Genomic DNA, 18,664 nt, shown 5'->3' on the forward strand with positions numbered 1-18,664 from the left:
GGTATCCGCACGCCAGGCGGCGACAGCTGGCCACGCTCATTGACTGATGGATTTCGTGGGGGCTTGCGTCAGGCGGCTTTCAAGGTGAACTCCACATGCACCGCGTCATAGGGGAAGCACACGCCCTGCTTGCCGCGATCCAATACGCCGGCGTCGATCAGCGCCGTCACGTCGCCGTGCACACTTTTCACGTCGCGCCCCACGCGACGGGCAACCTCGCGGATGGACAGTTCGCCTTGCCCGGTCAAGGCGCGCAGGATCTCCCAGCGCTTGGCGGTAAGCACCTTCCACAGCAGCTCGACCGAGGCGAAGGCGATGAACTCGCCTTGCGCCTGCCCGGCCAGGGCGCCTGCGAGCCGCCGCTTGCTGGCGGCACGTGACGAAACACCCAGGGTGACGGTTTTCATGATTCGGACTCCCATGCCTCCACATCCCGCCAGAAATCTTCCTGCAAGGCCGCCAGGTCGCGATAGCGACAGGCCACTTCACGCCCATCGACGTGCTTGTGATCGCCCTTGCCGCTCTCGTTGTCGTAACGCAACACACAAGCACCGTTTGTGATCAGCGCCAGCCTGTACTTGAAAAGATGGGTGCTGCCCGGAACGGGCTGCCGCAGACGCCACACCACCATTTCCACGAAGGCCGTGGTCGCCAACGCCTGGCGTTCGCGCAACAGCAATTCGGCCTTCATGTTGGCCAGAGTACCAACACCGGAACAATGTTGGCAATTGCTCCAACGCCACTGCATCGCGCGACGGAAGCCGCGCGGGCCTTGCTTCCCGGGTGCGACTGATTGCCATGTGCACGCCTGGCCGCGGGAACGGTTAACCTGAGCCGTCCGCCACCCGAGATGGCGCGGCAGGGTCGGTTCCACGTGCGGGCCGGAGGGCGAATGAACGCGTGATGGCGTCGAACGGCATGACATCAGATCCAGATCTTGACGAGCTCAGGCGCAACTGCGGCTACTGCGCGATCCACGATTTCCAGCTGCCGGTGGGACTCAGCGCGGGCGACCTGCACACGCTCAACGCCTCCGCGCACGACATGCTGCCGCTCGATCGCGGGCAGACGCTGTTCCCGCAGGGGCGCAAGTTCAGCGCGTTGTACGTGGTGCGTGCCGGTGCGCTTAAGACCTTCGTGGAAGGTTCCGAAGGCGACGTGCAGATCCTCGGTTTCCACCTGCCCGGCGACATCATGGGCATCGGCGGCCTCATCAACGAGCACTACCCGTGCACCGCCCAGACGCTGGAACGCTCCAGCGTGTGCGAACTGCGCTACGCCCAGTTGCAGGAGGCCACCGCCAACCTGCCGGCGCTGAACCACCAGCTGATGCGGGTGATCAGCGGCGCGCTGGTCAACGAGCAGAGCCACCTGGTGCTGATGGGCAAGCAGCAGGCGCAGCGGCGGCTGGCGTTCTTCATCCGGCGCATGTCCGACCGCTATGCGCGCCTGTCGCGCGACCCGCTGGCGCTGATCCTGCCGATGTCGCGCGAGGACATCGCCAACTATCTCGGGCTGGCGCTGGAGACGGTCAGCCGGCTGTTCGGCAAGATGGAATCGGCCGGCATCCTCTCGGTGAATCGCAAGTCGGTGCAGATCCTGCGCCGCGACCTGCTCGACGAACTTTGCGGCGGCGACATCGACATGGCGTAGGCCGTCGGGTCCCGCGGCGCGCCACCGGCCCGGTCACGCCGCTTTCGTGCCGGGGTTTGACCACGGTCAAAACCGCGCGGCGCCATCGGCCAGAGCATGCCAGCGTGCCCGGCCATCACGGCCGGTGCGGGAGAGATCGTGCTGGACATCATCGTCAACGTGGGCGGAACCTCGGACAACCCGTCGTGGCCGGGCGCGGCGCTGGCGCTGGCCAAGCGCCAAAGCGCCTTCGTCACCGGGCTGCAGGTGGTCGCGGTGTGCCCTTCGCTGATGGCGATACCGGACGTGATCGACGTGCTGGCCGCCGAGGAACAGGCGGCGCTGGCCCGACGCGACTGGTGGCTGCAGCAGTGCCGAAGCGCGGTCGTCGAGGGCGAATGGGAAGTGATGCGCGGCATCTCCGCGCAGGCACTGGCCAAGCGCTCGCGGCTGGCCGACTTCATGATCGGCGAACTGAAGGTCGGCGACCCGGATGCCGCGCTCGGTGGCGACGATGTCACCCGCGCGTTGTTCGCCCGCAGCTCACCGATGCTGCTGGTGCCCGACCTCGGCAGCCACACGCTGCAGGCGCAGCGCATCGTCATCGCATGGAACGGCTCCGGCGAAGCCGCGCAGGCGGTGAAGGCGGCGCTGCCGCTGCTGGCGCAGGCATCCGCCGTGCGGGTGCTCGACGGCGAGCGCGGCGGCCTGCCCGGCATCAGTCCGCCGCCGCTGCCGCTGCGCGGCTGGTTCGCGCGCCACGGCATCGAGGCCCAATGGCAGCCGTTCCCGGCCGAACACGACGAAGGCCCCGCGCTGCTGGCCGCCGCCCGGGCATTCGATGCCGACCTGCTGGTGATGGGCGCCTGGGGCCGCTCGCGCCTCAGCGAGCTGGCCATGGGCGGCGTCACGCGCTGGATGCTCAGGAACGCGAGCCTGCCGCTGTTCCTCGCGCACTGAATCGCCGGTCCAGGCCGGTTTGCGCGCGCCGCGCCTCTTCAGCTAGCGTCCATGCATCGGTGCCGCAAGCCGATCGTCGACGCCAAAACCCAGGGACACACCATGAGCCGCAGCCAGCCTGCCAGCACCGTTCATGCGCCGTCGGCGCAGCCCGTGCTGCGCGGGGTCGAACGCCTGATTGCCCACGTGCAGGCGATGGAGCCGGTGCGCATGGCGGTCGTCCATCCCTGCGACGCACTCAGCCTCGCCGGCGCGATCGACGCGCGCGATGCCGGCATCATCCGGCCGGTGCTGGTCGCCCCGCGCGCCAGGCTGCAGGCCGCTGCCGCGGCAGCCGGGATCGACCTGGACGGCATCCAGTGCATCGACGTGCCGCACAGCCACGCCGCCGCGGCCGAAGCCGCGGCGATGGCCTGCCGCGGCGAGGTGGATGCGCTGATGAAGGGCAGCCTGCATTCGGACGAGCTGATGGCCGCGATCGTGCCGAGCGCCGCCGGGCTGCGCACCAAGCGGCGCATCACCCACTGCTTCGTGATGGAAACGCCCGCCTATCCGCGCCCGTTCATCATCACCGACGCGGCCATCAACATCGCGCCGACGCTGGAGGACAAGGCCGACATCGTGCGCAACGCGATCGACCTCGCCCACGTCCTCGGCGTGGCCGAGCCGAAGGTGGCGATCCTGGCCGCCGTGGAAACCGTCAACCCGCGCATGCCCTCCACGCTGGATGCGGCGGCGCTGTGCAAGATGGCCGACCGCGGCCAGATCAGCGGCGGCCTGCTGGATGGCCCGCTGGCGTTCGACAACGCGGTCTCGCCCGAGGCCGCGCGCGTGAAGGGCATCGTCTCGGCCGTGGCGGGCCGGGCCGACATCCTGGTGGTGCCTGATCTGGAAAGCGGCAACATGCTGGCCAAGCAGCTGGAATACATGGGCCATGCCGACAGCGCCGGCATCGTGCTGGGCGCGCGCGTGCCGATCGTGCTCACCAGCCGCTCCGATTCGCGCCGCTCGCGGCTTGCCTCGTGCGCCATCGCGCTGATGCTGGCGCACCACTACCGCACCGCTCCGCCCTGAGCCGTCCGCCATGACGCCCCTGATCCTGGTCCTCAACTGCGGCTCGTCGAGCATCAAGTTCGCGCTGTTCGACGCCGCGACCGATCCGCTGCCGCGCCAGCCGCTGTGGAATGGCAAGGTGCAGGGCATCGGCGGCCCGGCGCCGGACTTCGGCGAAACCGGCGTCGCGCCGTTCGCGATTGCCCTCGACGAGGCCCATCCCTACCGCGCGGCGCTCACGCTGATCCTGCAGCGCGTGGACGCGCGCCTCGACGGCCGTCGCCTCGCCGCGGTCGCGCATCGCGTGGTGCACGGCGGCAGCCGCTACTTCGAGCCCACGCGGATCGATGCCGGCGTGCTGGCCGACCTGGCGGGCTACGTGCCGCTGGCGCCGCTGCACCAGCCGTTCGCGCTGGAGGCGATCGAGATCCTGCTGCGCGAGTCGCCCGAGCTGCCGCAGGTGGCCTGTTTCGACACCGGCTTCCATCACACCATGCCGACGGTCGAGCAGATCCTGCCGCTGCCGTGGGATGCCTGGCAGCGCGGCCTGCGCCGCTACGGTTTCCACGGCCTGTCGTATGCGTTCATGGCGACCGCGCTGGCCGAACGCCACGGCGAGGCCGCACGCGGGCGCACCATCGTCGCGCACCTGGGCAGCGGCGCCAGCCTGTGCGCGATGCGCAACCTCGAGAGCGTCGCCACCACGATGGGCTTCTCCGCGCTCGACGGCCTGATGATGGGCACGCGCACCGGCGCGCTCGACCCCGGCGCGCTGCTGTACCTGATGGAGATCGAGCAGCTCTCGCTCGAACAGGTGGGCCACCTGCTCTACCACCGCAGCGGCCTGCTCGGCGTCTCCGGCATTTCCGCCGAGCCGCGCGTGATCGTGCAGCACGAAGCTGACGACGGCGAGCCCGGCGAACGCGCGCGCCTGGCGCTTGCACTCTACGTGCGCCGCATCGTGCGCGAGGTCGGCGCGTTGGCAGCCGTGCTTGGCGGACTCGACCTGCTGGTGTTCACCGCCGGCGTGGGCGAGCACAACGCCTTCGTGCGCGAACGCGTGTGCCGCGATCTCGCCTTCCTCGGCGTCGCGCTGGACGAGGACCGCAACACCGCGCACGCGCCGATCGTCTCCGCCGACGGCAGTCGCGTGATCGTCGGCGTCGAGCCGACCAACGAGGAATGGATCGCCGCGCGCGATGCCGCCGCGGTACTCGGCAGCATCGGCTGACTACAGGCGTCGCGCGACGGTCAGGGCTCGTCGTGCATCACGTGCTCGGCCGGCACCGGCTTGTCCCAGCCGGGATCGTCGAAATACTGCGGGTAATGCGCGATCGCCGCGCGCATGTCGGCCACCGCGGACACCTTCGCCGGGTCGGCCTTCAACGCCTGCGCGGCGGTGAGCAGCGGCACCAGGATGCCGTGCAGCGCGGCATCGGGCTCGGCCGACAGCTTGCAGTTGGCAAACATGTAGGTCACCGCGCTCTCCACCTCGGTGGCGCGATCGACCGCCATCGGCGCGCTCATGTGGCCCATCTCGTAGTGGGCCAGCTCGGCCACCGCGGTGTGCGCGCGGCGCATGCCCGCGCGCAGCGGGGCATCCGGCGTCCAGCGCTGCGCCGGCACCTGCGTGGCGGCGTGTGCCGCGTGGCTGTCGTGCTCGGCGTGGGCGTGTTGCGGACCGGCCTGGGCCGCAGTGGCAAGGCCGAGCGCACAGGCGCTGGCGAGAAGAATGCGTGCAGCTTTCATGCGGATATCTCCGGCTTGGCGGCGCGGACGCCGCGGACACATGCATGCTAGCGCCCGGCGCCCGCACTCCGGCCTGACCGGGGTCAAGCCGGCGGCGCCTGCGACAATCGGCCATCCGGCCCGGCGCGCCGCTGCAGCCAGGCGTAGTACAGCAGCGGGATCACCAGCAGGGTCAGCGCGGTGGAGACCAGGATGCCGAAGATCAGCGACACCGCCAGGCCCTGGAAGATCGGATCGTCGATGATGAAGAAGCCGCCGATCATCGCCGCCAGCCCGGTCAGCATGATGGGCTTGGCGCGCACCGCCGCGGCTTCGACCACCGCCTCGCGCAACGGACTGCCGGCAGCCAGCGCGTGGTTGATGAAGTCGATCAGCAGGATCGAGTTGCGCACGATGATGCCGGCCAGCGCGATCATGCCGATCATCGAGGTGGCGGTGTACTGCGCACCCACCAGCGCATGCCCGGGCATCACGCCGATCACGGTCAGCGGGATCGGCGCCATGATGATCAGCGGCACCAGGTAGCTCTTGAACTGGCCGACCACCAGCAGGTAGATCAGCAGCAGGCCCGCCGAATAGGCCAGGCCCATGTCGCGGAACGTCTCGTAGGTGATCTGCCACTCGCCATCCCACTTCACCGCGGCGTCGGTGGTATCGGTCGGCTGCGCGATGAAGTGCTGCTGCAGCAGTTGCCCCGCCACCTTGTCGTGGCCGAGCTTGCCGACCAGCGAGAACATGCCGTACAGCGGGCTGTCGGTGCTGCCGGCGTCGTCGCCGGTAACGGTGGCATAGGGCAGCAGGTCCTTGTGCCAGATCGCCTGCTCGCGCTGCGCCGGCTGCACGCGGACCACCTCGGACAACGGCACCAGCGCACCGCCGGCCGCACGCACGCGCAGCGCCAGCAGCTGCTCCATCGACGCCTGGTCGCCCGCGCCCAGGCGCAGGCGGATCGGCACCGCGTACTTCGCCTGGCCGTCCATGAGCCAGGTGGCGTCGTCGCCGGACAAGGCGGTGCGCAGCGCCTGCGCGATGCTCGCCTGATCCAGCCCCAGCCGCGCCGCGCGGGCGCGATCGACCACCAGCACGTCGCGCGGCGCATCCGCCTCCACGCTGGTGTCGACGTCGACGATGTCCGGGTTGGCCCTGAAATCCTGTTCCAGCCCCAGCGCCACCTTGCGCACGGTGGCGTAGTCCGGGCCGTAGACCTCGGCCACGATCGGCGCCAGCACCGGCGGCCCGGGCGGCACCTCGACCACCTTTACCGAGGCGCCGTAGCGCGCGCCGATCTGCGCCAGCGCCGGGCGCACCGCCAGCGCAATGGCGTGGCTCTGCCGCGAACGCTCGTGCTTGTCGACCAGGTTCACCTGCAGGTCGCCCACGATCGGGCCGCTGCGCAGGTAGTACTGGCGCACCAGTCCGTTGAACGTGATCGGCGACGCGGTGCCGGCATAGCCCTGCCAGTCCTTCACCTCGGGCAGCTTGGCCACCGCCTGCGCCAGCTCGCCGAGCAAACGGTTGGTGCGCTCCAGCGTGCTGCCCTCGGGCATGTCCACCACCACCTGGAACTCGGACTTGTTGTCGAACGGCAGCATCTTCAGCACCACCGCCTTGACCACCACCAGCCCCACCGCCCCCAGCACCAGTGCGCCCATCGCGGCGAACAGCAGGTGCCGTCGGCGCGGCGCGCGGGGGCCATCGAGGAAGGGCAGCATCAGCCGTCGGAACGTGCGGTGCAGGCGCGTGTCGTGCGCGCCGTCGGCGCCCGCCGGCGCGGCCTCGGCATGCGGCTGGTGGCCGAGCAGTTTCAGCGCCAGCCACGGCGTGACCACCAGCGCGACGGCCAGCGACAGCAGCATGCCGGCCGAGGCGTTGATCGGGATCGGCCGCATGTACGGCCCCATCAGGCCGGACACGAAGGCCATCGGCAGCAGCGCGGCGATCACCGTGAAGGTGGCCAGGATGGTCGGCCCGCCGACCTCGCCGACCGCCTCGGGGATCGCCTCGCGCAAGGTGCGTCCGCCCCGAGTCGTCTCCGATCCGGCCATGTGCCGGTGGATGTTCTCCACCACCACGATGGCGTCGTCGACCAGGATGCCGATCGAGAAGATCAGCGCGAACAGCGAGACGCGGTTGATGGTGAAGCCCATCGCCCACGAGGCGAACAGGGTCAGCGCCAGGGTGACGATCACCGCGCTGCCGACCACCACCGCCGCGCGCCAGCTCAATGCCAGCAGCACCAGCAGCACCACCGACAAGGTGGCGAAGATCAGCTTGTGGATCAGCTTGTCCGCCTTGTCGGTGGCGGTCTGGCCGTAGTCGCGGGTGACCACCACGTGCACGTCGGCGGGAATCGCCACGTTGCGCAGCGCGGCCAGCCGCTGGCGGATCGCGCCGGTGATGTCGGCGGCGTTGGTGCCGGGCTTCTTCGCCACCGCGATGGTCACGGCCGGCGCGTGGCCGGTGGCCGGCCCGGCCCGGCCCGCCGGCGCGCCGAACCAGGCGTAGCTGTCGGGCAGGTCCGCGCCCGGACGAACCGTGGCCACGTCGGAGAGGAACACCGGCTGGCCGTTCTTCAGGCCGATCACCAGCTGCGACACCTCCGCCGCGTCGGCGAGGAAACGCCCGGCGGTCACCGGCACATCGCGGTCGCCGCTCACCCGGTCGCCCGCCTGGGTCACCGTGTTGGCTGCCCTCAGCACACCGGACAGGTCGCCCGCGGTCATGCCGTAGGCAGCCAGTTTCGCCGCGTCCAGCTGCACCACCACCGCGCGGGTCGGCGCGCCGATGGTGTAGACGTCGCGCGTGCCGGGCACGCGCTTCAATTCGGTCTCCAGAGCATGCGCCACCTCGGCCAGCTGCACCGGGCCTTGCGCGGGGTCGTCGCTCCACAGCGTGAGCGCCATCACCGGCACGTCGTCGATGCCCATCGGCCGCACCAGCGGCGGACCGACGCCGAGGCCGGGCGGCACGAGGCCCTGGTTCTGGAACACCTGGTTGTACAGCCGCACGATCGCCGCCTGCCGCGGCACGCCGACCTGGAACTCCACCGTCATCACCGCCATGCCGGGCCGGCTCAGCGAATAGACGTGCTTGACACCCTCGATCTCCGCCAGCTTCTGCTCCAGCGGGAACGCCACCAGGTTCTCCACGTCGCGCACGTCGGCGCCGGGGAACGGCACCATCACGTTGGCCATGGTCACGTCGATCTGCGGCTCTTCCTCGCGCGGCGTGATCATCACCGCGACCAGCCCCAGCAGCAGCGCCGCGATCGCCAGGATCGGGGTCAGCGGCGAATCCTGGAACGCGCGCGCGATACGGCCGGAGAAGCCGAGCCGAGGCCCGCTCACGGCGCGTCCCCGCGTCGCTGCGCGACCAGCCAGCGCGCCGCCGCGGCCGGATCGGTGGCGACGCGCTCGCCGTCGTCCAGCCCGGCCAGCACCTCCACGCGATCGCCGTGGCGATGGCCAAGGCGCAACTGGTGCAGCGTCACGTCATGCGCGCCCAGCACGTACGCGCCGACCAGCTCGCCACGTTGCACCAGCGCGCTCATCGGCAGCAGCAATCGCTTCGCCTCGCCGCTGGCGAAGGCGACCTTCACCGTCATGCCCGGCACCAGGCCGGCACCGTCGCCGGGCAGTTCCAGTCGCACGCGGAAGCTGTGCGTCTGCGGGTCGGCATAGGGAAACACGGTGAGCTTGCCGGCCGCCACGCGGCGGCCGTCGTCGAGCACCACCTCGGCGGCGTGGTAGCGGCGGATCGCGGCGATCGCGCTCTGCGGCACCTGCACGCCGACCCGCAGATCCTGCAGCGAGGCCAGCGCGATCAGCGGCTGCGGCGCCGGCGGCCCCGACTGCACCGCCTCACCCACCTGCACGTAGCGGCGGGTGACGATGCCGTCGTACGGCGCGCGCAGCACCGTGTAATCGAGCTGCTGGCCGACCTGGCTGGACTGCGCGCGGGCCGACTGCAGCGCCGCCAGCGCGGCGTCGCGACGGGCACGCTCGGCGTCGAGCTGCGCCTTGGAAACGAAGCCTTTCTCGAATATCCCGGCGAAGCGCCGGTAGGACGTATCCGCCTCGGTATACGCCGCCTGCGCCGCGGCGATCTGCGCCTGCGCGGCGCGCCCTGCGGACTTCTGCTCGACGTCGCTGAAACGCACCAGCACGTCGCCCTTGCGCACGGCATCGCCGACGTCATGCGGCAACTCGACCACCCGCGCATTGGTCTGCGCGGAGATCACCGCCTCGTGCACCGCCTCGACCACGCCATCCCAGGCCTGCTCGTCGTGCGTTGTTTCGAGGTGCACGGTCAGCGCGGCCAGCGGCGGCGGTGCCGTGGCAGCCGGCGGCGCCGGCGTGCGCCCGCACGCGGCCAGCGCGGCCAGCGCGGCCAGCGCGAGCGCAAGCATGGCCGGGCGCAGCGCGCGCATCACGACGCGACCTCGCAACGCGGGTCGGCGTGGGCGCGCGCGACACGCCAGGCGGGATGGCGGGTTTGCATCGCGTGCTTCCGTCAGCGGTTCGCGGGGAGTACTCATTCGCCGCCCGTGCCGGGCCGGATGCGCGCGATGCCCAGCGCCTTCATAACGTACTTCTCGTAGACCGGCGTGGTATTGCCGGTGCGGATCTTGTGCATGAAGTATTTCTCGAATGCCACCTTGGCCAGATGTACCCACTTGCCCTCCTTCGCCCAGGTCAGGTTGCGCGGCGGGATCTGCGGCAGTGCCACGAACGCCGCGCCGCTGTCGCCCATGTCGGCCAGGCACACCGCGTTCCAGGTCGCTTCCGCCGTGGCCGGCCGGTGCTCGATGTCCGCCTTGATGTTCTCGGTCAGGGTGCTGACCATCGACTCGATCATGAAACCGGTCTTCGGCGCGCCGGTGGGCACCGGGGTAGCCTCCACCGGCGGGATCGCCACGCACACGCCGGCGGAGAACACGTTGCGGAAGGTGGGGTTGCGCTGGTGCTTGTCGATCAGCACGAAGCCGCGCGGATTGACCAGACCCTCGACGCCGCGCACGGCGGCCACGCCGGTGAAGGCGGGGATCACCATCGCGTAGCGGAATGCCAGCACGTGCTGCTCCGCTGTCTGGCCATGCGCGTCGGCCTCGCTGACGTGCATGCTGCCGTCCTCCACCTTGTCGATCCGCGCATTGCAGATCCACTTGATGTGACGCTGGCGCAACTGACGCTCCAGCAGGCCGCGGGAATCGCCGATCCCGCCCAGGCCCATGTGGCCGATGTACGGCTCGCTGGTGACGAAGGTCATCGGCACGCGGTCGCGCAACTTGCGCCGGCGCAGGTCGGTGTCGAGGATCAGCGCGAACTCGTAGGCCGGGCCGAAACAGCTGGCGCCCTGCGCCGCGCCGACCACCACCGGGCCGGGGTTCTCCAGGAACTGCCGGTACGCCTGCCACGCGGCGGTCGCGTGCGGCGTGGTGCAGACCGACTGCGTGTAGCCGTCGACCGGGCCCAGCCCGGGGATCTCGTCGAACGCCAGCCGCGGGCCGGTGGTGACGACGAGGTAGTCGTACCTCAGTTCGCGGCCGTCAGCCAGCACCACGAGGTTGTCGGCCGGGCGCACCGCGCTGGCCGGCGAATCGATGAAGGCGATGTCGTGCCGTGCCATCGCCGCGGCCGCATCGAGCTGCACGTCGGCCGGTTGCCGCCAGCCGATGCCGACCCACGGGTTGGATGGCGTGAAGGAGAACAGGCGCCCTTCGCCGACCACGGTGACGCGGTGGGCATCGCCCAGTGCAGCCTTGATCTCATAGGCGGCACTGGTGCCGCCCAGGCCCGACCCCAGGATGACGACGTCGCTCATGGTGACTAACTCCTGCATTGAGGGTGCCGACAGCTTGCGCCGGCGGCACCGCAAGGGATTTGAGCCTGGTCAATTCAAAGGCCGCTTCGCCGGCGCTACGCCGCCTCGGCGATGACGTTCACCAGGGTCTGCTCCACTTCGCGCGCGATTGCCGCCAGCGCGGGATCGCTGGAGAGCATGCCGAGCATCGGCGTCGGCCGGATCATGCCGATCCAGGTCTTGCCCTCCTCCGTGTAGACCGACACCCGGCACGGCAGCGCCATGTTCAGCCGCAGGTCGTTGGCCAGCACGCGGCCGGCCTGGCGCGGGTTGCACACCTCGAACACCTTGCACTCGTGGCCGAACTCCGCGCCCTTGCCGCGCAAGGTGCCGCCCAGGTCGTGCACGTGCAGCACGCCGAAGCCGTGCGCGGCGACGGCGGTGGCCAGATCCGCCGCGGCCTGCTCGAAGCCCTTGGATGTCTCGACGATGTGGTACATGGCGTGGCCTCGCTCGGGTCAGGAAGGAAACGCGCAGCCGGGCTTCAGCCCCAGCTTGCGCAAGATCATCGCCAGCGGGCAGAAGCCGGTGAACGAGGACTGCAGCAGGTTGGCGCCGACGAACACCGACAGCCAGATCCAGCCCGGCGCCACGAAATGCGCCAGCGCGATACCGGCCAGCACCACGCTGCCGGCGAACCCCATCACGATGCGATCGACATTCATGTTGAACTCCTCGGTTGGCGGTTGTCCGCGAACATCGCGAATCAACAACTATTTCTAAATTAGAAATAGCTTAATTAGTATGGCGTGGTAAAGTCAAGCCGCCAAACTGCAGCGGACCCGAATCCCCATGGACACGTCTTCCCGCACCGACATGACACTGATGCAGGCCAATGCCGAGGAGGCGTCGCGCCTGCTCAAGACGCTGGGCAACGCGCAACGCCTGCGCATGCTGTGCCTGCTCGCCGACGGCGAACTGTCGGTCGGCCAGATCAACGAGCAATTGCCGGAGCTGAGCCAGTCGGCGCTGTCGCAGCACCTGGCGCGGCTGCGCGAGGAAGGCCTGGTCGACACCCGGCGCGAAGCGCAGACCGTGTGGTACTCGCTGCCGCCGGGCCCGGCGCAGGCGGTCATCGGCACGCTGTACGGGATCTATTGCGCCCCCGCGGCGCGCAAGGCGGCGAAGAAACGAGGCGGCACGGCGCGGCGTCGCTGAAGCGTGCGCGGGGAAAAGAATGCTCCCAATGCGGGGCATGCGCCCTGCCCCGGCTCGCCTCAAGAAGAACTTTCCTCGCTCGCCACCCTCCATCAGCCGGGCAGAGGGGCGAGCAGAGCTGTCTAGACCCTGGCGAACACCAGCGTGCCGTTGGTGCCGCCGAAGCCGAAGCTGTTGGACATCACCGTGTTCAGCGTGGCGTCGCGGCTTTCGCGCAGGATCGGGAAGCCTTCGGCGCGGGGGTCGAGGTCGGTGATGTGGGCCGAGCCGGCGACGAAACCGTCCTTGAGCATCAGCAGGCTGTAGATCGCCTCGTGCACGCTGGCAGCACCGAGCGAGTGGCCGGTCAGCGCCTTGGTCGAGGACAGCGGCGGCACCGCGTCGCCGAACACGGCGCGCACGGCGTCGAGTTCCACGATGTCGCCCAGCGGCGTGGCGGTGCCATGGGTGTTGAGGTAGTCGACCGGCGCCTTGACGTCGGCCAGCGCCATCTGCATGCAGCGCACCGCGCCCTCGCCGGACGGCGCGACCATCTCGGCGCCGTCGGAGGTGACGCCGTAGCCAACCAGCTCGGCGTGGATGCGCGCACCGCGTGCCTTGGCGTGCTCGTACTCCTCCAGCACCAGCATGCCGCCGCCACCGGCGATGACGAAGCCGTCGCGGGTGGTGTCGTAGGGACGCGAGGCGCTGGCCGGGGTGTCGTTGTGGTGGCTGGACAGCGCGCCCATCGCGTCGAACTGCGAGGTCATGCCCCAGTGTTCCTCTTCGCCGCCGCCGGCGAACACCACGTCCTGCGCGCCGTGGCGGATCAGGTCGGCGGCCGCGCCGATGCAGTGCGCCGAGGTGGCGCAGGCGGCGGAGATGGAATAGCTCAGGCCCAGGATGCCGAAGGTGGTGGCCAGCGTGGCCGACACCGTGGAGCACATCGTGCGCGGCACCATGTACGGGCCGATCTTGCGCACGCCCTTGTTGCGCAGCAGGTCGCCGGTCTCGATCTGCCAGCGCGGCGAACCGCCGCCGGAGCCGGCGATCGCGCCGATGCGCGGGTTGCGCACCTGATCGGCATCCAGCCCGGCATCGGCCATCGCCGAACGCATCGACACGTACGCATACGCCGCCGCGTCGCCCATGAAGCGCTTCAGCTTGCGATCGATCACCGCCTCCAGGTCGATGTTCGGCACGCCCGCCACATGGCTGCGCATGCCCAGCTCGGCATATTCGGGCATCGCGCGGATACCGCTGCGGCTGTCGCGCAAGGCGCCAGCCACCGTTTCCAGATCGTTGCCAAGGCACGAGACGATGCCCATGCCCGTCACCACCACGCGACGCATGTCAAAAACCCTCGGTGGATTGGAACAGGCCCACGCGCATGTCGCTGGCCTCGTAGATCAGGCGGTCGTCGACGAAGGTCTTGCCGTCGGCGATCACCAGCCGCAACTTGCCGCGCATCACGCGACGGATGTCGATCTCGTAGCGCACCAGCTTGGCGGTGGGCATCACCTGGCCGGAGAACTTCACGTTGCCCACGCCGAGCGCGCGGCCGCGGCCGGGTTCGCCCAGCCACGGCAGGTAGAAACCGCTGAGCTGCCACATGGCATCCAGGCCCAGGCAGCCGGGCATCACCGGGTCGCCGATGAAGTGGCAACCGAAAAACCAAAGGTCCGGATGGATGTCCATTTCGGCGCGGATGCAGCCCTTGCCGTGGCTGCCGCCCTCTTCGGAAATGTGCGTGATGCGATCGAACATCAGCATCGGCGGCGAAGGCAGCCGCGCGTTGTCGTCGCCGAACAGTTCGCCGCGCCCGCAGGCGCGCAGCTGCTCGTAGTCGAAAGAGGAAGGACGTGTCATGAAATGCTCGGGGGTGGGGGAATGCCAAGTGTGCCAGTTGGACGCCGTCCTGTCTTGACGTGCGACGCGTGCGACGGCCGTACGCCAGCGCATCGTGAAGCCTTCGCGACGACGTCCGCAGGCATCAGGACGGGCAGCCGCGATCTTCACGCCAGTGTGCGCCGAGCGAGCGTCGACGCAGGCGCATCGCGCGCAGCAGCGCCTTGGCCAGGCGTGCCTGCCAGCCGGAGTCGGCCAGCGCCGCGCCGATCCGCCAGGCGTCGCGCAATGCACCCGCCTCGCGCCGCGGACCGGCCGCGTGCCACAGCAGCGCACGCAAACCGGCAAGCTCTGCCGGCGGCAGGCTGGCGCCGCGTTCGATCACGCGCAGCGGGCCGACGCCGACGTCCGCGGCGGCAGCCGCACGCAAGCCGTGACCCAGCCGCTGTCCGCAGAGCACGCCTTCGAGCAGCGAATTGCTGGCCAGCCGGTTGGCGCCGTGCACGCCATTGCAGGCCACCTCGCCCACGGCGTACAGACCCGGCACGCTGGTGCGTCCGTCCGCATCGGTGGCCAGCCCGCCCATGTGGAAGTGCGCCGCCGGCGTCACCGGCAACGCCTGCCGGCGCGGATCGATGCCATGCGCCAGGCACGCGGCCAGCACGGTGGGAAAACGCTGCTCCCAGGCGCCCTCCACCGCCGTCGCGTCAAGCCAGGCGCGGCCACCGGCGGCCTGCGCCGCAGCCACGCGCCGCGACACCACGTCGCGCGGCGCCAGGTCGCCGAGCGGATGCACGCCGGCCATCAGCGCAGTGCCCGTATCGTCGTGCAATCGCGCACCGGCGCCGCGCAGCGCCTCGGTGAGCAGCGGCAGGCAGTGGCCGGGCACGTCGAGCGCGGTGGGATGGAATTGCACGAACTCGAGGTCGCGCGCCGCCGCGCCGGCGGCCAGGCCGAGCGCGAGGCCCGCGCCATCGGCACCCGGCGGATTGCTGGTGCGCGCGTACAGGGCGCCGATGCCGCCGGTGGCCAGCACCACCGCCGCCGCCTCGACCTGTTCGTGGCGGCCGCGCTCGTCGCACGTGCGCACGCCGACCACGCGACCGCCGCGCAGCAACAAGCCATCGACATCGACGCCGCCGCGCCACTGCACGTGGCTGGCCGCCTGCGCCTGCTCGCGCAAGGCGCAGAACACCGCCGCGCCACTGGCATCGCCGCCGGCGTGCACGATGCGGGCGGTTGCATGGCCGCCTTCGCGACCCAGTTGCAGCGCGCCATCCGCCGTCCGATCGAAGACCACGCCCTGCGCCTGCAGCCAGTCGATCGCCGCCGGTGCCGCGGCGGTCAGCCACGCGACCATCGCCGCGTCGTTGTGCTGCGCGCCCGCGGCGAGCGTGTCGGCAGCGTGGGCGGCGGCGCTGTCATGCGGATCGAGCGCCGCGGCGATGCCGCCCTGGGCCAGCGCCGTGGCGCTGCCGCAACCGTCGTGGGCGCGGCACAGCAGGCGCACCGGCGCGGGCGCCGCGGCCAGCGCGGTCGCCAGCCCGGCCACGCCGCCGCCCACCACCACGATCGGCAGGTGCGCTCGCCTCACACGCGTTCGCGCCGGCCGACGACGAGCATGCGTTCCAGCGCCGCGCGGGCACGCACGCTCACGTCCGCGGGAATCTCGATCGCGTGGCGCAGGTCGCGCAGGCAGGCGTAGATGTTCTGCAAGGTGATCCGCTGCATGTGCGGGCACAGGTTGCACGGCTTGATGAACTCGGTCTGCGGGAACTGCGACTTGAGGTTGTCGGCCATCGAACACTCGGTGACCATCGCCACCCGGGCCGGCTTCTCGCGCGCCAGCCACTTGCCCATGGCGGTGGTGGAGCCGACGAAGTCGGCCTCGGCCAGCACCTCGGGCGAACATTCCGGATGCGCCACCACCCGGGTGCCGAACTGCTCGCGCACGTGCCGCACTTCCTGCGCGGTGAAGCGCTCGTGCACTTCGCAGCGGCCGTGCCACAGGATGATTTCCACCGCCGTCTGTTTGGCCACGTGGCGGCCGAGGAATTCGTCAGGCAGGAAGATCACCTTCGGCGCGCCCATCGCCTCCACCACCTGCACCGCGTTCGCCGAGGTGCAGATCGCATCGGACTCCGCCTTCACCGCGGCGGAGGTATTGGCGTAGCTCACCACCGGCACGCCGGGGTGCTGCGCGCGCAATGCGCGCACGTCGGCGGCGGTGATCGAGGAGGCCAGCGAGCAGCCCGCTTCGAGATCGGGCAGCAGCACGGTCTTGTGCGGCGCCAGGATCTTCGCGGTCTCGGCCATGAAGTGCACGCCGCACAGCACGATCAGCTCGGCTTCGCACTCGGCCGCGGCCTGGGCCAGGCCGAGCGAGTCGCCGGTGATGTCGGCCACACCGTGGAAGATCTCCGGCGACTGGTAGCTGTGCGCCATGATCACCGCGCCGCGCTGCTTTTTCAGCTTGTTGATCGCGTCGATCCACGGCAGGTGCAGCGGGATCTCCAGGCACGGCACCAGCGGTTCGAGCCGCTCGGCAAGCGCGGCGTATTCGTGTTCGAGTTCATCGCGCCAGACAGGCACGGGGACGGCGGCGAGGTCGTGCATGGCGATCCGCGGTGGAGGGTGGGCGAAGTATCCGAGGGCGCAGCTGGCCGGTTCAGTCCGCCCGACGAGCCGCGATGCGCGCAAGGCAGTGCAACCCGATGTGCGGGCGCGAGACGAACCGCGATGGCGGCGGCCGCAGGCGCGGGAGAACGGAGCGACGCAACGAGAGGCTTGGCATGATGGCGCGCATCATCGCCGGCAACCGCGCGGGCGCGCCTTGATCGAGGTCAACCGCAACCGACGCACCACCGCGATGACGTCGGACGCTTTCCGCTCACGGGTGCTGCGGCAACGCCGCCACGAATGCCTCGGCGCGCCGGTGCACGCCGCGCAACGCCGACCACGTGCCCAGCCACGCGCACGCCAGCGCCACGCCGGCCGCACGCGCCAGCCACGGCGACGGCCACAGCACCGCGGCTGGCAACAGCAGCAGCGGCCATTGCGCCAGCAGCACGCCGAGCTTGTCGCTGTCGGGCAGCAACCGCTGCACGCCGGGCAACTGCAGGCCGCGGCCGCAGCGTCGGTGCAGGTCGATCCAGCCGATGAAGGGAACGATCTCCAGCGCCATGCCGGCAAGCAGCAGCGGCAGCGCGATGCCCAGCCCCAGCGTCGCCGCCAGCACGGCGGTGCGAGCGCCTCCGGTCAGCAGCACGGCGGCCAGCGCCAGCACGATCAGGCCGCCGCGCCAACTCCACAGCAAAGGTGCGCGACGCACGCGCGGCGAGCGCCACTGCAGCCACAACGCAGCGCCGGCGAACAGCGCGACGTGCACCGCCACGGTGGCGAGCAGCCAGCGGCCGTCGTCGCGGGCCCAGCGCCACCATGCCGCGGCCGGCAGCATCAGCAGCACGCTGGCCAGCCACAGGGTCTGCGCCCGCTCCGGCATCGCCGTCGTGCCCTGGAACATCGGCATCACGATCCGCGCCACGCTGGCCAGCAGCAGCACGATCCAGCCCAGCACGCCCCAGCTGGCGTGCACGTCCACCAGCGCCGCCATCGACAGCGTCGTGCCGTCGACCAGCGCGAGCGCCAACAGCGCGCCGAGCAGCGCGGTCAGCACGCCGAAGCCGATCGCCGCGCCGATGCCCGCGCGCAGCAGCCGCTGACCCGCGGCGACACACAGGCCGGGCATGGTCATCCCGGCCAACGTCGCGAACGCCAGCGGCAACAGCACGGCACCGCCGCGCAGCGCGCCGCGCCAGCCTTCGTGCAGGCCGGCCACCAGCAACAGCACGCCGAGGTTGAACACGGCGTGCAGCAATCGCCCCAGCCGCGCGCCGCCACGCACCCGCACGCCGGCGGCGGCAGGCAGGAATTGCAGCACGCTGCCGAACATCACGTTGCCGAACACGCCCAGGGTGAACACGTGCACCAGCGCCAGCGTGGCCGGCTGCCAGCGCGTGCGCAGCGCAACGTCGCCGTCGACGAGCAGCAGCACGCCGGCGAGCACGCCCCACAGCGGCGCACTCAGCAGGAACCGCCGCGGCAACGATGCCGGCGGCGCCTGGTCAAGCGCCAGTCGGGCCATCGTCGTCCGGGCGATGGATCCGCACGCGCGCGCCGCCGGCGGGCAGCATCTCCGCACGGACATGCAGACGGCGACCGGACAGCAGGTCGAGCAGCGGTGTCGGCAGCAGCGGGGTGAGCAGCTCGAGCGTCTGCCCCGGCGCCAACGCATCGGCTGCCTCCAGCGCACGCATCATCGGCTCCGGCGCCGGCAGCGCGCGCAGGTCGAGCGCGATGGTGGTGCCATCGTCGGTGGCGTGGTCGTGGTGGGCCGGCGGTGGAGAGACAGGCATGCGGCCAT

19 protein-coding genes are annotated in these 18,664 nt (G+C 70.5%); 5 read left to right on the forward strand and 14 right to left on the reverse strand.

All coding sequences use genetic code 11. The features are described 5' to 3' along the window. Nucleotides 1-68: 68 nt before the first annotated feature. Both ACVCL3_RS08165 and ACVCL3_RS08170 read right to left on the reverse strand, forming a co-directional pair. Nucleotides 69-407: an HVO_A0114 family putative DNA-binding protein gene (locus tag ACVCL3_RS08165; RefSeq protein WP_447100961.1), complete on the reverse strand. Its 339-nt coding sequence runs from the start codon at nucleotides 405-407 to the stop codon at nucleotides 69-71. Then, complete coding sequence (locus ACVCL3_RS08170; protein ID WP_447100962.1) at nucleotides 404-691, reverse strand: toxin-antitoxin system TumE family protein; 288 nt, start codon at nucleotides 689-691, stop codon at nucleotides 404-406. Before ACVCL3_RS08170 ends, ACVCL3_RS08165 begins: the two co-directional genes overlap by 4 nt. 227 nt (nucleotides 692-918) lie before the next feature. On the opposite strand from ACVCL3_RS08170, the gene ACVCL3_RS08175 reads away from it, so the two are divergent. The 4 genes from ACVCL3_RS08175 to ACVCL3_RS08190 all read left to right on the forward strand — a co-directional run bounded on the left by ACVCL3_RS08175 (nucleotide 919) and on the right by ACVCL3_RS08190 (nucleotide 4,876). Then, nucleotides 919-1,653 (forward strand): cyclic nucleotide-binding domain-containing protein, encoded by a 735-nt coding sequence (locus ACVCL3_RS08175; RefSeq protein ID WP_447100963.1) that lies wholly within the window; start codon nucleotides 919-921, stop codon nucleotides 1,651-1,653. Between the two features lie 138 nt (nucleotides 1,654-1,791). Then, on the forward strand, nucleotides 1,792-2,592 hold the full coding sequence (locus ACVCL3_RS08180; RefSeq protein WP_447100964.1) for a universal stress protein: 801 nt from the start codon (nucleotides 1,792-1,794) through the stop codon (nucleotides 2,590-2,592). 102 nt (nucleotides 2,593-2,694) lie between these two features. Further along, complete coding sequence (locus ACVCL3_RS08185) at nucleotides 2,695-3,666, forward strand: bifunctional enoyl-CoA hydratase/phosphate acetyltransferase (protein ID WP_447100965.1); 972 nt, start codon at nucleotides 2,695-2,697, stop codon at nucleotides 3,664-3,666. Between the two features lie 10 nt (nucleotides 3,667-3,676). Next, the gene (locus ACVCL3_RS08190) at nucleotides 3,677-4,876 is read left to right on the forward strand and encodes an acetate/propionate family kinase (RefSeq protein ID WP_447100966.1); all 1,200 of its coding nucleotides are present in this window, start codon (nucleotides 3,677-3,679) and stop codon (nucleotides 4,874-4,876) included. Between the two features lie 20 nt (nucleotides 4,877-4,896). Here ACVCL3_RS08190 and ACVCL3_RS08195 read toward each other — a convergent pair whose 3' ends face one another. From ACVCL3_RS08195 to ACVCL3_RS08220, 6 genes are all read right to left on the reverse strand, one after another. After that, complete coding sequence (locus ACVCL3_RS08195) at nucleotides 4,897-5,394, reverse strand: DnrO protein (protein ID WP_447100967.1); 498 nt, start codon at nucleotides 5,392-5,394, stop codon at nucleotides 4,897-4,899. An 83-nt stretch (nucleotides 5,395-5,477) separates the two neighbouring features. Further along, a complete protein-coding gene (locus ACVCL3_RS08200; RefSeq protein WP_447100968.1) occupies nucleotides 5,478-8,741 on the reverse strand; it encodes an efflux RND transporter permease subunit in 3,264 nt (1,087 codons plus the stop codon). Continuing rightward, the gene (locus ACVCL3_RS08205; RefSeq protein ID WP_447101508.1) at nucleotides 8,738-9,823 is read right to left on the reverse strand and encodes an efflux RND transporter periplasmic adaptor subunit; all 1,086 of its coding nucleotides are present in this window, start codon (nucleotides 9,821-9,823) and stop codon (nucleotides 8,738-8,740) included. The genes ACVCL3_RS08200 and ACVCL3_RS08205 overlap by 4 nt, the downstream gene beginning before the upstream one ends. A 104-nt stretch (nucleotides 9,824-9,927) precedes the next feature. Then, nucleotides 9,928-11,217, reverse strand: coding sequence for an NAD(P)/FAD-dependent oxidoreductase (locus ACVCL3_RS08210; RefSeq protein WP_447100969.1), 1,290 nt, complete (start codon nucleotides 11,215-11,217; stop codon nucleotides 9,928-9,930). Between the two features lie 95 nt (nucleotides 11,218-11,312). After that, nucleotides 11,313-11,696: a DUF302 domain-containing protein gene (locus tag ACVCL3_RS08215; protein WP_447100970.1), complete on the reverse strand. Its 384-nt coding sequence runs from the start codon at nucleotides 11,694-11,696 to the stop codon at nucleotides 11,313-11,315. A gap of 18 nt (nucleotides 11,697-11,714) precedes the next feature. Next, nucleotides 11,715-11,921 (reverse strand): YgaP family membrane protein, encoded by a 207-nt coding sequence (locus ACVCL3_RS08220; protein WP_447097230.1) that lies wholly within the window; start codon nucleotides 11,919-11,921, stop codon nucleotides 11,715-11,717. A 127-nt stretch (nucleotides 11,922-12,048) separates the two neighbouring features. Here ACVCL3_RS08220 and ACVCL3_RS08225 point away from each other — a divergent pair, with 127 nt between their 5' ends. After that, entirely contained in the window at nucleotides 12,049-12,414 is a 366-nt protein-coding gene (locus ACVCL3_RS08225; protein WP_447100971.1) for an ArsR/SmtB family transcription factor, read from the forward strand. Nucleotides 12,415-12,536: 122 nt separating this feature from the next. Here ACVCL3_RS08225 and fabB read toward each other — a convergent pair whose 3' ends face one another. From fabB to ACVCL3_RS08255, 6 genes are all read right to left on the reverse strand, one after another. Then, nucleotides 12,537-13,745 (reverse strand): beta-ketoacyl-ACP synthase I, encoded by a 1,209-nt coding sequence (gene fabB, locus ACVCL3_RS08230; RefSeq protein WP_447100972.1) that lies wholly within the window; start codon nucleotides 13,743-13,745, stop codon nucleotides 12,537-12,539. Between the two features lies 1 nt (nucleotide 13,746). Beyond that, nucleotides 13,747-14,262, reverse strand: coding sequence for a 3-hydroxyacyl-[acyl-carrier-protein] dehydratase FabA (gene fabA, locus ACVCL3_RS08235; protein WP_395116372.1), 516 nt, complete (start codon nucleotides 14,260-14,262; stop codon nucleotides 13,747-13,749). Nucleotides 14,263-14,386: 124 nt separating this feature from the next. Then, nucleotides 14,387-15,835 (reverse strand): FAD-binding protein, encoded by a 1,449-nt coding sequence (locus ACVCL3_RS08240; protein WP_447097233.1) that lies wholly within the window; start codon nucleotides 15,833-15,835, stop codon nucleotides 14,387-14,389. Continuing rightward, a complete protein-coding gene (gene nadA, locus ACVCL3_RS08245) occupies nucleotides 15,832-16,857 on the reverse strand; it encodes a quinolinate synthase NadA (RefSeq protein WP_447100973.1) in 1,026 nt (341 codons plus the stop codon). Before nadA ends, ACVCL3_RS08240 begins: the two co-directional genes overlap by 4 nt. A gap of 274 nt (nucleotides 16,858-17,131) precedes the next feature. Then, complete coding sequence (locus ACVCL3_RS08250; protein ID WP_447100974.1) at nucleotides 17,132-18,385, reverse strand: hypothetical protein; 1,254 nt, start codon at nucleotides 18,383-18,385, stop codon at nucleotides 17,132-17,134. Continuing rightward, nucleotides 18,366-18,656: a DUF2249 domain-containing protein gene (locus ACVCL3_RS08255; protein ID WP_395116363.1), complete on the reverse strand. Its 291-nt coding sequence runs from the start codon at nucleotides 18,654-18,656 to the stop codon at nucleotides 18,366-18,368. Before ACVCL3_RS08255 ends, ACVCL3_RS08250 begins: the two co-directional genes overlap by 20 nt. Nucleotides 18,657-18,664: the final 8 nt, after the last annotated feature.

Source organism: Rhodanobacter sp. UC4437_H4 (assembly GCF_052978425.1).

Excerpts from the sequence above, each read along its gene's own strand:
- ACVCL3_RS08165 (WP_447100961.1), bottom strand. The coding sequence starts at position 407 with ATGAAAACCGTCACCCTGGGTGTTTCGTCACGTGCCGCCAGCAAGCGG.
- ACVCL3_RS08170 (WP_447100962.1), bottom strand. The coding sequence starts at position 691 with ATGAAGGCCGAATTGCTGTTGCGCGAACGCCAGGCGTTGGCGACCACG.
- ACVCL3_RS08175 (WP_447100963.1), top strand. The coding sequence starts at position 919 with ATGACATCAGATCCAGATCTTGACGAGCTCAGGCGCAACTGCGGCTAC.
- ACVCL3_RS08185 (WP_447100965.1), top strand. The coding sequence starts at position 2,695 with ATGAGCCGCAGCCAGCCTGCCAGCACCGTTCATGCGCCGTCGGCGCAG.
- ACVCL3_RS08190 (WP_447100966.1), top strand. The coding sequence starts at position 3,677 with ATGACGCCCCTGATCCTGGTCCTCAACTGCGGCTCGTCGAGCATCAAG.
- ACVCL3_RS08195 (WP_447100967.1), bottom strand. The coding sequence starts at position 5,394 with ATGAAAGCTGCACGCATTCTTCTCGCCAGCGCCTGTGCGCTCGGCCTT.
- ACVCL3_RS08205 (WP_447101508.1), bottom strand. The coding sequence starts at position 9,823 with ATGCGCGCGCTGCGCCCGGCCATGCTTGCGCTCGCGCTGGCCGCGCTG.
- ACVCL3_RS08210 (WP_447100969.1), bottom strand. The coding sequence starts at position 11,217 with ATGAGCGACGTCGTCATCCTGGGGTCGGGCCTGGGCGGCACCAGTGCC.
- ACVCL3_RS08215 (WP_447100970.1), bottom strand. The coding sequence starts at position 11,696 with ATGTACCACATCGTCGAGACATCCAAGGGCTTCGAGCAGGCCGCGGCG.
- ACVCL3_RS08220 (WP_447097230.1), bottom strand. The coding sequence starts at position 11,921 with ATGAATGTCGATCGCATCGTGATGGGGTTCGCCGGCAGCGTGGTGCTG.
- ACVCL3_RS08225 (WP_447100971.1), top strand. The coding sequence starts at position 12,049 with ATGGACACGTCTTCCCGCACCGACATGACACTGATGCAGGCCAATGCC.
- fabB (WP_447100972.1), bottom strand. The coding sequence starts at position 13,745 with ATGCGTCGCGTGGTGGTGACGGGCATGGGCATCGTCTCGTGCCTTGGC.
- fabA (WP_395116372.1), bottom strand. The coding sequence starts at position 14,262 with ATGACACGTCCTTCCTCTTTCGACTACGAGCAGCTGCGCGCCTGCGGG.
- nadA (WP_447100973.1), bottom strand. The coding sequence starts at position 16,857 with ATGCACGACCTCGCCGCCGTCCCCGTGCCTGTCTGGCGCGATGAACTC.
- ACVCL3_RS08250 (WP_447100974.1), bottom strand. The coding sequence starts at position 18,385 with ATGGCCCGACTGGCGCTTGACCAGGCGCCGCCGGCATCGTTGCCGCGG.
- ACVCL3_RS08255 (WP_395116363.1), bottom strand. The coding sequence starts at position 18,656 with ATGCCTGTCTCTCCACCGCCGGCCCACCACGACCACGCCACCGACGAT.